This window comes from Microbacterium sp. Bi121 (genome assembly GCF_918698005.1).
Classification (GTDB): Bacteria; Actinomycetota; Actinomycetes; order Actinomycetales; family Microbacteriaceae; genus Microbacterium.
Genome location: NZ_CAKKLJ010000002.1, coordinates 138,166 through 152,377, shown reverse-complemented (window position 1 = coordinate 152,377; position 14,212 = coordinate 138,166). Strand labels below are relative to the sequence as shown.

Annotated in this window: 11 protein-coding genes and 1 riboswitch; of the genes, 9 read left to right on the top strand and 2 right to left on the bottom strand. The window is 69.2% G+C overall.

All coding sequences use genetic code 11. From position 1 onward, the window contains the following. The first annotated feature begins 7 nt into the window (after positions 1-7). Entirely contained in the window at positions 8-2,704 is a 2,697-nt protein-coding gene (locus LQZ87_RS03370) for a phosphoenolpyruvate carboxylase (protein WP_230102051.1), read from the top strand. 119 nt (positions 2,705-2,823) lie between these two features. Next, on the top strand, positions 2,824-4,191 hold the full coding sequence (gene gdhA, locus LQZ87_RS03365) for an NADP-specific glutamate dehydrogenase (protein WP_230102050.1): 1,368 nt from the start codon (positions 2,824-2,826) through the stop codon (positions 4,189-4,191). A 128-nt stretch (positions 4,192-4,319) separates the two neighbouring features. Here the strand turns inward: gdhA and LQZ87_RS03360 are convergent, their stop codons facing one another. Next, positions 4,320-4,916, bottom strand: coding sequence for a gamma carbonic anhydrase family protein (locus LQZ87_RS03360; RefSeq protein ID WP_230102049.1), 597 nt, complete (start codon positions 4,914-4,916; stop codon positions 4,320-4,322). 179 nt (positions 4,917-5,095) lie between these two features. Between LQZ87_RS03360 and LQZ87_RS03355 the strand changes: the two genes are divergently transcribed. Next, positions 5,096-5,449 carry a VOC family protein gene (locus LQZ87_RS03355; protein WP_230102048.1) on the top strand — a complete coding sequence of 118 codons (354 nt, stop codon included), beginning with the start codon at positions 5,096-5,098 and terminating at the stop codon, positions 5,447-5,449. 12 nt (positions 5,450-5,461) lie between these two features. Here the strand turns inward: LQZ87_RS03355 and mfd are convergent, their stop codons facing one another. Beyond that, positions 5,462-8,989: a transcription-repair coupling factor gene (mfd, locus tag LQZ87_RS03350; RefSeq protein ID WP_230102047.1), complete on the bottom strand. Its 3,528-nt coding sequence runs from the start codon at positions 8,987-8,989 to the stop codon at positions 5,462-5,464. A 93-nt stretch (positions 8,990-9,082) separates the two neighbouring features. On the opposite strand from mfd, the gene LQZ87_RS03345 reads away from it, so the two are divergent. From LQZ87_RS03345 to ribH, 6 genes are all read left to right on the top strand, one after another. Beyond that, positions 9,083-9,640, top strand: a complete 558-nt coding sequence (locus LQZ87_RS03345) for a GNAT family protein (protein ID WP_230102046.1) — start codon at positions 9,083-9,085, stop codon at positions 9,638-9,640. Positions 9,641-9,686: 46 nt separating this feature from the next. Then, positions 9,687-10,550, top strand: coding sequence for a DNA-formamidopyrimidine glycosylase family protein (locus LQZ87_RS03340; protein ID WP_230102045.1), 864 nt, complete (start codon positions 9,687-9,689; stop codon positions 10,548-10,550). 54 nt (positions 10,551-10,604) lie between these two features. Next, positions 10,605-10,751, top strand: a riboswitch (FMN riboswitch). Positions 10,752-10,801: 50 nt separating this feature from the next. Continuing rightward, the gene (gene ribD / locus LQZ87_RS03335; protein ID WP_230102044.1) at positions 10,802-11,830 is read left to right on the top strand and encodes a bifunctional diaminohydroxyphosphoribosylaminopyrimidine deaminase/5-amino-6-(5-phosphoribosylamino)uracil reductase RibD; all 1,029 of its coding nucleotides are present in this window, start codon (positions 10,802-10,804) and stop codon (positions 11,828-11,830) included. Further along, positions 11,830-12,459: a riboflavin synthase gene (locus tag LQZ87_RS03330; RefSeq protein ID WP_230102043.1), complete on the top strand. Its 630-nt coding sequence runs from the start codon at positions 11,830-11,832 to the stop codon at positions 12,457-12,459. The genes ribD and LQZ87_RS03330 overlap by 1 nt, the downstream gene beginning before the upstream one ends. Beyond that, positions 12,456-13,730 carry a GTP cyclohydrolase II gene (gene ribA, locus LQZ87_RS03325; RefSeq protein ID WP_230102042.1) on the top strand — a complete coding sequence of 425 codons (1,275 nt, stop codon included), beginning with the start codon at positions 12,456-12,458 and terminating at the stop codon, positions 13,728-13,730. Before LQZ87_RS03330 ends, ribA begins: the two co-directional genes overlap by 4 nt. After that, the gene (gene ribH / locus LQZ87_RS03320; RefSeq protein WP_230102041.1) at positions 13,727-14,203 is read left to right on the top strand and encodes a 6,7-dimethyl-8-ribityllumazine synthase; all 477 of its coding nucleotides are present in this window, start codon (positions 13,727-13,729) and stop codon (positions 14,201-14,203) included. The genes ribA and ribH overlap by 4 nt, the downstream gene beginning before the upstream one ends. Positions 14,204-14,212 lie beyond the last annotated feature (9 nt).

Here is a 14,212-nt window from a genome sequence, read left to right as displayed (position 1 = left end):
CGAAAGAATGACCCCCGAGCCCACCAACACAGAGGCCATCCGCGTCATCGGCCGGTTCGAAGCCGGACGCGGGATTCCCGACGAGATGCGTGCGGACGTGCGCATGCTCGGTGCCCTCCTCGGTCAGGTGCTGCGCGAGTGCGGCAGCCCGGGACTGTTCGAGGACGTCGAGCGTCTGCGTCTGGCGACGATCCAGGCGTATGAGGCGGAGACCGCCCTCGCGGAAGGAACCGAGGCGTTCGAGCGCGCGACCGAGATCGCCGAGTCGTTCACGATCGAGCGGGCCGATGAGGTCGCCCGGGCCTTCACCTGTTACTTCCACCTCGTGAACCTCGCCGAGGAGCACCAGCGGGTGCGCATCCTCCGCGAGCGCGCCGGTCAGCCTGGGCGCGAGGATGCCACGGACACGGTGGCGGCCGCGTACGAGCAGCTGCGCCGCGAGGTCGGCGACGACGAGGCGCGGCGGCGCCTGGCAGGGCTCCGCTTCCACCCGGTGTTCACCGCTCATCCCACCGAGGCGCGGCGTCGTGCCGTCTCCACCAGCATCCGCCGCCTGTCGGAGCTGCTCACCGATCACGATGGCGCGAGCGACGGCGGGTCGGAGGAGCACCGTGCACGCCGCCGGATGCTGGAAGAGGTCGACACGCTGTGGCGCACCGCGCCCCTGCGGGCACAGAAGCCCTCGCCGACCGACGAGGTCCGTACCGTCATGTCGGTGTTCGACGAGACGCTCTTCACGACGGTCCCGCACGTCTACCGCCGGATCGACGACGCGCTGCGGGGAGAGGACTCCGGCGCCAGCACCCCTGTCGTACCCGCCTTCGTGCGAGTCGGGTCGTGGGTGGGCGGCGACCGCGACGGCAACCCGTTCGTCACGGCATCCGTCACCCGCGAAGCGGCCCAGATCGCCGCCGACCACGTCCTCCGCGGGCTCGAGCGCGCCATCGACCGGATCGGCCGCGGACTCACCCTCGACGCCGACAGCACGCCGCCAAGCGACGAGGTCGCCGCGATGTGGGACGCGTTCTCGGCGTCGCAGCAGGACGTGGCCGACGAGATCGCCGCACGCTCTCCGGAGGAGCCGCACCGCCGCGTGATGCTCTCGCTCGCCCGCCGCGTCGCCGCGACCCGCCTGGGCGGCGACGGCGCGTACACCGCGCCGGAGCAGCTTCTCGCAGATCTCCGCGCCGTGCAGGAGTCCCTCGCGGCATCCGGCGCGAAGCGGCACGCGTTCGGCGGCATCCAGCATCTGATCTGGCAGGTCGAGACCTACGGGTTCCACCTCACCGAGCTCGAGGTGCGCCAGCATTCGCAGGTGCACCGCCAGGCCCTTGCCGAGCTCGAAGCCGGCGACGACCAGCAGCTCAGCGAGCAGACGCTCGAGGTTCTCGAGGTGTTCCGAGCGATCGCCGAGATCCAGCGCCGCTACGGTCTGCGCGCCGCTGGACGCTACGTCGTCTCGTTCACGCAGTCCGCCGAGGACCTCGCGAACGTGCATCGCCTCGCCAGGCACGCCCTGGGCGACGATGTGCCGGTATTGGACGTCGTTCCGCTGTTCGAGACCTTCGCCGACCTGCAGGCGGCGCCCGCGATCCTCGCTGAGGTCGTCGAGTTCCCCGAGTTCCGCGCTCGCATGTCCGAGACCGAGAACCGGCTCGAGGTCATGCTCGGCTACTCCGACTCGTCGAAGGATGTCGGACCCGTCGCGGCGAACCTCGCGCTCTACGAGGCGCAGGAGAAGATCGCGCTGTGGGCGCAGGATGCCGGCATCGCATTGACCCTGTTCCACGGTCGCGGCGGAGCACTCGGACGCGGCGGCGGCCCCGCCAACTCGGCGATCCTCGCGCAGCCTCCGCACTCCGTCGACGGACGCTTCAAGCTCACCGAGCAGGGCGAGGTGATCTTCGCCCGCTACGGCGAGCCCGCGATCGCCATGCGGCACATCGACCAGGTCGCCGCCGCCACCCTGCTCGCATCGTCGCCGAGCGTCGAGCAGCGCACCAGCGGCGCTGCCGCCCGCTACGCGGACATCGCGCAGAAGATGGATGCCGCCTCCCGCGAGCGCTTCTTCTCGCTGGTCAAGGCGGACGGCTTCGCTCCGTGGTTCGCCACGGTCACCCCCATGGAGGAGATCGGGCTGCTCGCGCTGGGCTCCCGCCCTGCTCGCCGCGGTCTCTCCGTCGAGTCCCTCGAGGACCTGCGGGCGATCCCGTGGGTGTTCGCGTGGACGCAGGCTCGCATCAACCTGGCCGGCTGGTTCGGACTCGGCACTGCGCTCGAAGCAGTCGGCGACGAGGCGCGCCTCGCGGAGGCCTACCGCGAGTGGCCGCTGCTGCGCACCATGGTCGACAACGTCGCCATGAGCCTGGCGAAGACCGACGAGCGCATCGCTCGCCGCTACCTCGCCCTCGGCGACCGCGATGATCTCGCCCAGCTGGTGCTCGACGAACTGGCCCTCACCAGGGAGTGGGTCATCCGCCTCACCGGAGGCTCCGGCCTGCTCGAGAACAAGCCGATCCTGCAGCGAGCGGTGGCCCTGCGCAGCCCGTACGTCGACGCCCTGTCCCTGCTGCAGCTGCGCGCTCTGCGCGAGCTGCGGTCTGCGGCATCCGCCCCCGAGGGGTCGGGAGCCGACGACGAACAGCGCCGTCTCCTCCTGCTGTCGGTCAGCGGCGTCGCCGCCGGCCTGCAGAACACCGGGTGATCCCGCCCGTTCCTCACACGGAAAACCCCGGGGTAAAGTGAGATCTCGCGCCCGATCCGGCGCACTTCTCACGCGACACGATCGCCCCTCAGCCGTTCAACTCAGAAAGCCGTCCCCGCGTGACCGCAACTCTCACTGAATTCCACCCGCTCACCGAGTCCGTCCAGCCCGTGTTCGACACGGTGCTGGCCCGCAGCCCGCACGAACCCGAGTTCCAGCAGGCCGTGCACGAGGTTCTCGGAACGATCTCGCCGGTGCTTGAGCAGCATCCGGAGTACGTCGAGGCCGGGATCCTCGACCGGGTCGTCGAGCCGGAGCGGCAGATCATGTTCCGCGTGCCGTGGATCGATGACGCCGGCAAGATGCAGGTCAACCGTGGTTACCGCATCCAGTTCTCCTCGGTTCTCGGGCCGTACAAGGGCGGACTGCGGTTCCACCCCTCGGTGAACCTGTCGATCATCAAGTTCCTCGGCTTCGAGCAGATCTTCAAGAACGCGCTCACCGGTCAGGGCATCGGCGGCGCCAAGGGCGGGTCGGACTTCGACCCGCACGGCAAGACCGACGCCGAGATCATGCGCTTCTGCCAGTCGTTCATGAGCGAGCTGTACCGCCACCTCGGCGAGCACACCGACGTCCCCGCCGGCGACATCGGCGTCGGCGGCCGCGAGATCGGCTATCTGTTCGGCACGTACCGCAAGATCACCAACCGTCACGAGTCGGGCATGTTCACGGGCAAGGGCACCGGATGGGGCGGCGCCGAGGTGCGCACGGAGGCCACCGGCTACGGCGCGGTCTTCTTCGCGCAGGAGATGCTCGCCGTCCACAACGAGTCGTTCGAGGGCAAGCGCGTCGGCATCTCCGGTTCCGGAAACGTCGCCATCTACGCCATCCAGAAGGCCACCCAGCTCGGTGCGACCGCGGTGACGGCATCCGACTCCTCCGGCTACGTCGTCGACGACGCCGGAATCGACCTGGATCTGCTCCGTCAGATCAAGGAGGTCGAACGCGGCCGCATCAGCGAGTACGCGGCTCGACGCGCAAGCGCCCGCTTCGTCCAGGACGGCAGCGTCTGGGACGTTCCGGTCGACATCGCCGTCCCCTCGGCCACGCAGAACGAGCTCAGCCTCGAAGACGCCGAAGCCCTGATCGCGAACGGCGTTCGGGCCGTCTCCGAGGGCGCGAACATGCCCTGCGTCCCGGATGCCGTCGCAGCCTTCCAGCGCGCAGGGGTTCTGTTCGCCCCCGGCAAGGCCGCCAACGCCGGCGGTGTGGCGACCTCAGCGCTCGAGATGAGCCAGAACGCGGCGCGTCAGCGCTGGACGTTCGAGGACAGCGAGAACAAGCTGCGCGAGATCATGCGCGACATCCACCAGGCGGCGTTCGACGCGGCGGAGAAGTACGGCGTTGGCGGCGACTACGTCGCAGGGGCGAACATCGCCGCGTTCCAGCGCGTCGCGGCCGCGATGCTCGCGCAGGGCGTCATCTGAGTCGGTTCGGCGTTTCGTCTCGCTTCGCTCGCTCAACGACCCGCGCAGAACAGTTGCGGGTCGTTGAGCGAAGGCGCGCAGCTCCGAAGACGGAACTGGCTGAGCGAGCCGATGGCGAGTCGAAGCCGCTACACCGCGTGGTCGTCGGCGTGCCGCGCGAGGGACGAGCCGTAGCGCTCTGTGAGCTGCACCATGAGATCAGGGGTGTCGCGGTCGACTCCGAACACGTGCCCTGGAAAGTCCAGGTCGGGCTGAGCTGCGGCGATATCGTCGGCGCGGTCGGGTGAGAACAGCTGCACCGGGTCGCCGGCGGCCACCCATCCGATCGGGACGACGGTGCCCTCGGGCAGCACGGCACGACGGGTCACGATCGCGTTGACCCTGATCTCGCAGCGCGACCCGACGATCGCGCCGTTGAAGATCCGGGCGCCTGAGGCGAAGAACACCTCCTCGCCGACGGTCGCTCCGGCGACGCTCGCGAGCGTGCCGACGAGCGTGTGATCGCCGATGTGCACCGCGTTGGCAGCCGTGGCCCTGATGAGTGCGTTCTCCATCACGATCACGTGCTCGCCGAGCGTGATCGGTCCGCCCTCGGCGGTGATCACGGCACCGTGCAGCACCTGGCAGTTGGCGCCGATCTCGACGTCGCCGGAGATCACAGCGGTCGGCGCGACGACGGCGGTGTCATCGATGCGGGGCCGAGCCCCGAGGTGCTCGTACAACATGCCGCCAGACTAGCCCGACGAGTTCACTGCGGTGCACAACTTCGGGCGACACCGGCGACACGCCGCGGCATCCGGCACGGTGCCGGCGCGCCGCGCGCCGGATCCGAAGCGGTGCACGGGATGCCGGCACGAGGCGTGACAGTATTGCCGTGGCGCGCGCCGCGGCGTACCGTCACGACATGACGGTGACACGGCTGTTCCCGATCCTGCGCACGACCGACTTGCCGCGACTGGTGGCGTTCTACGAGGCTGCGTTCTCGGCATCCATCGACTACCACTACGAGCAGGACGGAACAGACGTGTACGTCGCTCTCGCCGTCGGGGGCGGGAGCATCGGAATCGGGCTCGAGCCAGGCGTCTCCCCCGGCGATCCGGTCGCGATCTGGCTGTACGTCGACGACGTCGACAGCGCGCACGCCCGGGCAGTGGATGCCGGGGCGACGTCAGTCGCGGACCCCGAGGACATGCCCTGGGGCGAACGCGTCGCGCAGGTGCGAGACCCGGACGGCACGCTGCTGTATCTGGGTGCCTGATCCGGCCGCTGATCAGTTCGCGGTCTTGACCGGCTCGGGGAACATCGCGGCGATGAGCTGCGAAACCCACTCGAGGATCTCGACGTCCGCTGGGACCGGAACGAGCAGCGCCTCTCCCCCGGCGACGAGCTTCGACTTCGGGTAGAGCCGCTGCAGGCGGACCTTCATCGAGTCCTCGAGGCGAGCGGGCGCCACCCGCAGGTTCGAGCCCATGACCACGACATCCGTGAGGCCGGAGGCTGCGGCACGACGACGCAGCCGCGCGACGGAAACGAGTCCCTCGACCTCTTCCGGAGGAGTGCCGTACCGGTCGGTGAGCTCTTCGACCACGAGGTCGATCGCATCGCCCTTCGCACTCGGCACGGCAGCGGCCGACAGCTTCTGGTAGGCCTCGAGCCGCAGCCGCTCGCTGTCGATGTACGTCTCGGGGATGCGAGCATCCACCGGAATCTCCATCCGGAGCTCGACGTCACTCGACGTGTCCTCGCCGCGGAAGTTCGCCACGGCCTCGCCGATCATGCGCAGGTACAGGTCGAAGCCGACACCGGCGATGTGGCCGGCCTGCTCCCCGCCGAGCATGTTGCCAGCGCCGCGCAGCTCGAGGTCCTTCAGCGCGACCTGCATGCCGGAGCCCAGGTCGTTGTTGATCGCGATCGTCTGCAGACGATCCGCAGCCGTCTCGGACAGCGGCTTGGAGTCGTCGTAGAGGAAGTACGCGTAGGCGCGCTCGCGTCCTCGTCCGACGCGCCCTCGAAGCTGGTGCAGCTGCGACAGACCGTACTTGTCGGCCTTGTCGATGATGATCGTGTTCGCGTTCGAGATGTCGAGACCGGTCTCGATGATGGTCGTCGACACGAGCACGTCGTACTTGCGCTCCCAGAAGTCGTCGACGACCTGCTCGAGCTGGTGCTCGCCCATCCGGCCGTGCGCAACGGCGATCCGCGCCTCCGGGACGAGCTCAGCGAGCTCGGATGCGACGCGCTGGATCGACTGCACCCGGTTGTGCACGAAGAACACCTGACCCTCGCGCAGGATCTCGCGCCTGATCGCGGCCGCGATCTGCTTGTCGCTCCGCGGCCCGACGAACGTGAGGATCGGGTGCCGGTCCTCCGGTGGCGTCGCAAGCGTCGACATCTCGCGGATGCCGGTGACCGCCATCTCGAGCGTCCTCGGAATCGGCGTCGCACTCATGGCGAGGATGTCCACGTTGGTCTTGAGCTTCTTCAGTCGGTCCTTGTGCTCGACGCCGAACCGTTGCTCCTCGTCGATGATCAGCAGCCCGAGGTCCTTGAACATCACCTGATCGGTGAGGATGCGGTGGGTGCCGATGACCATGTCGACCGAGCCGTCGAGCAGTCCCTCGAGTGCGAGGCGCGCCTCTTTGTCGGTCTGGAACCGTGAGAGCGGCCTGACCTTGACGGGGAACCCGGCGAACCGCTCGGTGAACGTCTCGAGGTGCTGCTTGACCAGCAGTGTGGTCGGGACGAGCATCGCGACCTGCTTGCCGTCCTGGATCGCCTTGAATGCAGCGCGCACGGCGACCTCGGTCTTGCCGAAGCCGACATCGCCCGAGAGCAAGCGGTCCATCGGGATGTCCCGCTCCATGTCGGCCTTGATCTCATCGATCGTCTGCAGCTGGTCGAGTGTCTCGGCGAAGGGGAAGGCCTCTTCGAGCTCCCGCTGCCAGGGCGTGTCCGGGGCGAAGGCGTACCCCTTGGCCGCCATGCGCGCCGAGTACAGCTTGACGAGCTCGACGGCGATGTCGCGGACGGCCTTGCGGGCCTTGCCTTTGGCTGCTGACCAGTCGCTGCCGCCCATCTTCGACAGGGTCGGAGCCTCGCCGCCGACGTACTTCGAGAGCAGGTCGAGCTGGTCGGTCGGCACGTACAGCTTGTCCCCGGGGTAGCCGCGCTTGGACGGTGCGTACTCGAGCACGAGGTAGTCGCGGGTGGTCTTGGTGGCGTTGCGACCACCCGTCGAGACCTCGCGCTGCGTCATCTCGACGAACTTCGCGATGCCGTGCGTCGCGTGCACGACGTGGTCGCCGTTCTTCAGCTGCAGCGGGTCGACGACATTGCGCCGTCTGGAGGCGAGCTTCTTGACGACGCGCTGGTCGCCGCCGATCGTGCGGCCGTAGAACTCGTTGTCGGTGAGGACGGCGAGTTTCGCCTCCGGCACCTGGAACCCGGATTCCAGGGATCCGAGCACGAGAGTCGCGACACCGGCATCCGGAGCATCGGTCAGCGTCTCGACGGGACGCGCGGCGAGCCCGCGGTCGGAGAGCACGTCGCGCGCGCGGTCGACGAGGCCTGCGCCGGATGCCACGACCACGACGCGCCAGCCATCGGCCAGGCGAGCGGCTACGAACTCGATCGCACCGTCGACGTTGCCGTGGAAGGACGGGATGATCGAGGCATCGATGTTCGCGGCATCCGCGTCGTCGGTGGCGAACGGGCTGAACCGCCACCACACGCCGTCGCGCGCACGGACGATCTCGCGCAACCGCGCGACGCTGAGGAAGTCGCCCGCGCCCAAGTCGATCGGGGCGGATGCTCCGGACGTCGCAGCGCTCCACGCGGCATCCAGGAACTCGCGGTTCGTCTCGCCGAGGCTCTGCGCACGGGTGCTCGCGCGCTCCGGGTCGACGAGCGCGACGGCGGTACCAGGGGCGAAGTACTCGGCGAGCGACTTCAGGGGGCCGGCGACGGCGGGCAGCAGGGACTCCATGCCCTCGACGGGGATGCCTTCGGCCATCTTCTCCAGCATCCCTGCGATGGCGGGGAACCCGGCGACGAGCGAGCGGGCCTTGTCGCGCACGTCCGCGGTCAGCAGCAGCTCGCGGGTCGCAGGGAGCTCGACCAGGTCGACGTCACCGGGGAGCGAGCGCTGATCGGCGACCGAGAACGCGCGGATCTGGTCGATCTCGTCGCCGAAGAACTCGACGCGATACGGGTGCTCGCTCGTCGGCGGAAAGACGTCGAGGATTCCGCCGCGGACCGCGAACTCGCCGCGACGGGACACCATGTCGACTCGGGTGTACGCCCGTTCGACCAGCTGCTCGATCGTGTCGTCGAGATCGAGACCGCGGGCGCCGAGCGCGAGCGAAAGCGGTGCGGTGTCACCGAGGTTGGACGCGATGGGCTGCAGAGCCGCGCGCACGGAGGCGACGACGATGAGCGGGTGATCGCCCGCCCAGGTCGTGATGCGGCGCAGGGTGTCCAGGCGCCGTCCGACCGTGTCAGCGCTGGGGCTCAGACGCTCATGCGGCAGCGTCTCCCAGGCCGGGAAGCTGAGGATCTCGGCATCCGGGACGAACGAGCCCAGCGCTGCGGCGAGCGACTCGGCGCGACGCCCGGTCGGCGCGATGACGAGGAGGGATGCCGGATGCCCCGAGCTCGCACGCTTCTCGAGCAGCCCTGCGATCGTCGGGGCGTCGAGCCCGTCGACGAGCCCGAGGTCGGCATCGGTCTGCGCCCAGGCGAGGGCGTCGTGGTACAGGTTCGCCTCTTCCAAGGCGCGCAGAATCCCCGGAACAGTCACCAGGCAAGCTTAGACGCGGCATCGGACATTGCGGCAGGCTCGGCAGGCTCAGCGCATCGCATCGGTATCGCGAACAGCCACTAGCCTGTCCGGATGGAACCCGTCACGCTGCGCACCGAACGCCTCGTCCTCCGCGCACCGACCGCTGACGACATCGATGCGATCACCGCCGCCTGCCAGGATCCGGCCATCCAGCGCTTCACGTCCGTGCCGAGCCCTTACGCACGCACGGACGCCGAGGACTTCGTTCGGCTCGTCGCCGAGTGGTGGGAGGATGCGTCGCAGACGGTCTGGACGATCTACGAGCAGGATGTGCTGGTCGGCGCCGTCGGTCTCCATCACATCGATCAGGGTGCGGCGGAGATCGGTTACTGGGGTGTGGCGGAGCACCGTGGCCGCGGCCTCCTCGGAGAAGCGGCACTCGCCGTCACCGAGTGGGGGTTCGGCGCACTGGGCCTCGTGCGGCTGAGCTGGCGCGCCGTCGCCGGCAATGTCCCGTCCGCCCGGCTCGCGCGAAGCCTGGGCTTCCGCTACGAGGGCACCATGCGCCAGGCGTTCATGCACGGTGCGCACCGCGACGACGGGTGGGTGGCCGGCCTCCTGGCATCCGACGACCGGATGCCGGTCGCCTGGCCGGTCGCGCTCGCCTGACGCACATACCCTCCCGAACGTCCCACCCGGATGGCAGGATGGGCGCATGCCGGAGATGCCTGAGGTCCAGGGCCTCGTCGACTTCCTCGGCGAGCGCACGGTCGGGCACGCGATCACGCGCACGAGCGTCGGCGAGATCGCAGCGCTGAAGACCTACGATCCACCGAACACCGCCCTGCACGGTGCGACGATCACGGCCGCAAGCAGGCACGGCAAGTTCGTGGTGCTCTCGTGCGGCGCCGAGCTGCACCTCGCCTTCCATCTGGCGAAGGCCGGTTGGCTGCGCTGGTACGAGCTGCTGCCGACGACGCTGATCAAGCCGGGCAAGTCGCCGATCGCACTCCGCGTCGCACTCGACGACGACGGAGGATTCGACCTCACGGAGGCCGGCACGAAGAAGTCCCTCGCGGTGTACGTCGTGCGCGATCCGCAGGACGTGCCCGGCATCGCGCGCCTCGGTCCGGAGCCGCTCAGCGATGCGTTCACCCGCGACGCCTTCGCGGGTCTCCTGGAGGGCAGGCGGATGCAGATCAAGGGCCTGCTGCGCGATCAGTCCGTCATCGCGGGGATCGGCAACGCATACAGCGATGAGATCCTGCACACCGCGAAGATGTCTCCCTATGCGATCAGCGGAAAGCTCGACGCCGACGAGATCGACGGCCTGTACGAGGCGATGCAGACGACGTTGAAGGATGCCGTGACCGCCGCATCCGGCAAGCCGCCTGCCGACCTCAAGGACACCAAACGCGCCGGCTTCCAGGTGCATGCGCGCCGAGGCGAGGCGTGCCCCGTCTGCGGCGACACCGTCCGCAGCGTGTTCTTCGCCGACCGCTCGCTCGAGTACTGCCCGACGTGCCAGACCGGCGGCAAGATCCTCGCCGATCGGCGGCTGTCGCGCCTCCTGAAATGACGGAGTGCGTCACCGGAATGAAATGCGCGTGCATGCGTTGAGTACACTGAGCATCAACGTGCTCCGGGGTCGGTGTGAATCCGAACCGGCGGTGACAGTCCGCGAGCGCTTCGGATCTCCGAAGTGCCGATCCGGTGGAATTCCGGTACCGACGGTGATGTGAGAGAGATCTCACTAGTCCGGATGGGAGGCAGCACGATGCGCGGCGACGCGCATTCTGTCATCCCCGGAGCCTGGACGAAGGACGACGGATGGCAGTGACCGAGGCGGAGCGCCGCGCGATGACGCGTGCGCTCGAACTCGCAGCCAACGGCCCCCGCGGCATCAACCCGCAGGTCGGGGCCGTCCTCCTCTCCCCAGCCGGCGACGTCATCGCCGAGGGCTGGCACCGCGGCGCAGGAACCCCGCACGCCGAAGTCGACGCGCTCTCGAAGCTCGCGGACGGCGCCGCGCGCGGCGCGACCGCAGTCGTCACTCTCGAACCGTGCAACCACACCGGCCGCACCGGCCCGTGCGCCCTCGCACTCATCGAAGCCGGGGTCTCCCGCGTCATCTACTCACTGGACGACCCAGGCGCCGTCTCCGGCGGCGGGGCAGAGCGCCTGCGCGCCGCGGGCGTCGAGGTCGAGTCGGGCGAACAGGCCGGCTCCGCGCACGCCCTCATCGCTGACTGGCTGACCGCGAAGCGGCTGGGCCGCCCGCACATCACCGTCAAATGGGCGCAGAGCCTGGACGGCCGCGCCGCCGCAGGCGACGGGACGAGCCAGTGGATCACCGGCCCCGAGGCCCGCGCCGACGTGCACCGTCGCCGCGCAGCGGCCGACGCGATCGTGGTCGGCACCGGCACCGTGCTCGCTGACGACCCCTCGCTCACCGCCCGCGACGGGGACGTCCTGCACGCGCACCAGCCGATCCCGGTCGTGATCGGAACGCGTGAGACACCGGCGGATGCCGCGGTCCGCAGGCACCCGCACGAGCCGCTGTTCTACGGCACGGGCGACCTGCACGCCGTCACGCGAGATCTTCATGCCCGCGGCATCCAGAGCGTCTTCATCGAGGGCGGGCCGACACTGGCCAGCGCGTTCATCGCCGCCGGCCTCGCGGACCGGATCCTCGCCTATGTGGCGCCGGTGCTGCTGGGCGGCGAGCGCCTGGCCCTCACCGACATCGGCGTTCCCACGATCGGCGCCGCCCGCCGACTGACGATCGACGAATGGGTTCCGCTCGGCGCCGACATGCTCGCGATCGCGCGATTCGAAACACAAGAAGGAGTCCGCTGATGTTCACCGGAATCATCGAGGAGATCGGCGAGATCACCGCCATCGCACCGTCCGGCGACGGCTGGCGTCTCACCGTCCGTGCGCCGAAGGCCGCGCAGGATGCCGTGCACGGCGAGTCCATCGCAGTGTCGGGTGTGTGCCTCACCGTTGTCGGGTCGACCTCCGGCACCTTCGACGCCGACGTCATGAAGCAGACGCTCGACGTGTCGGCGCTGGCGGCGGCATCCGTCGGCACCCCCGTCAACATCGAGAAGGCGATGCCGGTCGGCGCGCGTCTGGGCGGTCACATCGTCCAGGGACATGTCGACGGCACCGGTGAGATCGTCGAGGTCCGCCCCGGTGATCAGTGGAGCGTGCTCCGCGTCGCGATCCCCGCCGACCTCGCACCGCTCGTCGTCGACAAGGGGTCGATCTCGATCGACGGCACGTCCCTCACCGTGAGCGGCGTGAGCGCCGCCGGCGACGCAGAGCACTGGCTCGAGGTCTCGCTGATCCCCGAGACCCTCGCCGCCACCACCCTGGGAAGCCGCACCGTCGGCGACCGCGTCAATCTGGAAACCGACATCCTCGCCCGTCATGTCGAACGCCTCCTGGCGTTCCGGGCTGTCTCGGAAGGAGGCTCGCGATGAGCCTTGCCACCATCGAAGAAGCTCTCGAGTCGCTGCGTGCAGGTCGCCCTGTCATCGTCGCCGACGACGAGAACCGCGAGAACGAGGGCGACGTCATCCTGTCGGCCGAGCTCGCCACACCGGAGTGGGTCGCGTGGACCGTGCGCTGGTCGTCCGGATTCATCTGCGCTCCCATGCCCGCTGACCTCGCCGATGCGTTGAACCTCCCCCCGATGGTCGAGGCCAACGAGGATGCGCGTTCGACCGCGTACACGGTGAGCGTGGATGCTGCAGAGGGAGTCACGACGGGCATCAGCGCGTCCGACCGCGCACGCACCCTCAACGTGCTCGCGGATCCGGCCTCGACGTCCACGAGCGTCATCCGCCCAGGGCATGTGCTCCCGCTTCGCGCGGTCGACGGCGGCGTGCGCGAGCGCGGCGGCCACACCGAGGCCGCGGTCGACCTCATGAAGCTCGCTGGTCTCCAGCCGGTCGGTGCGATCGCCGAGGTCGTCGCGGAGGACGGCAGCATGATGCGCCTGCCCGGTCTCAAGGAGCTCGGCAAGCGCGATGGCGTTCCGGTCATCACGATCGAGCAGCTCATCGCCCACCTCAACGAGATCGACCCGTTGGACGGCCCTGTCACATCGTCCCGCGCCGGCCGACGCCGCGTAAGCCTGCGTGCGGACGCCACGGTGCCCACCGACCACGGTGTGTTCCGATTCCTCGCGTACAAGGACCGTGTCACCGGCACCGACCACATCGCGGTCGTCTCCGGCGAGCCCGCCGAGACAGCGCTGGTGCGCGTGCATTCCGAGTGCCTGACGGGTGAGGCGTTCGGCTCGCTGAAATGCGAGTGCGGACCGCAGCTGGACGCGGCGCTGGATGCGATCGAGCAGGACGGCGGCGTCGTCATCTACATGCGCGGCCACGAGGGGCGCGGGATCGGCCTCATCAACAAGCTGCGTGCGTACAGCCTGCAGGAGGAGGGGCTCGACACCGTCGACGCCAACCTCGCTCTCGGCCTTCCGGCCGATGCCCGCGAGTACGCCGCCGCGGCCGGCATCCTCAGCGACCTCGGGATCTCGAAGGTGCGCCTGCTCACGAACAACACCGACAAGGTCAAGCAGCTGCGGGAGCTCGGCCTGGACGTCATCGAACAGGTGCCGCTCATCGTCGGCGTCGGACCGAACAATCACCAGTACCTCGAGACCAAGCGCGATCGCATGGGTCACATCATCGGCGAAGCAGAGCTCGCCGAGGCCCTCGCGCACGGAAAGGACAACGCATGAGCGGCGCAGGAGCCCCTTCCCCCACCGAGAAGATCGACGGCACCGGCCTCCGCGTCGTCGTCATCGCCGGCACCTGGCACGAGGTCATCACGAACGGGATGATCGCCGGCGCTGAGCGCGTGCTCACGGCATCCGGAGCGTCCTACGAGATCGTTCGCGTCCCTGGATCGTTCGAGCTCGCGGTGGCCTCACAAGCGGCGTTCGCCGGCGGCGCGGACGCTGTCGTGGCGCTCGGCGTCATCATCCGCGGTGGCACCCCGCACTTCGAGTACGTGTCGGCCGCGACGACCGACGGCCTCACACGCGTGGCTCTCGACGCCGGCAAGCCGGTCGGCTTCGGTGTGCTCACGATCGACGACGAGCAGCAGGGTCTGGATCGCGCCGGCCTCGAGGGGTCGAAGGAGGACAAGGGCGCCGAGGCAGCGGATGCCGCGCTCCGCACCGCGCTGGTGGTCAAGGCACTCCGCCGATAACCTGAGCGC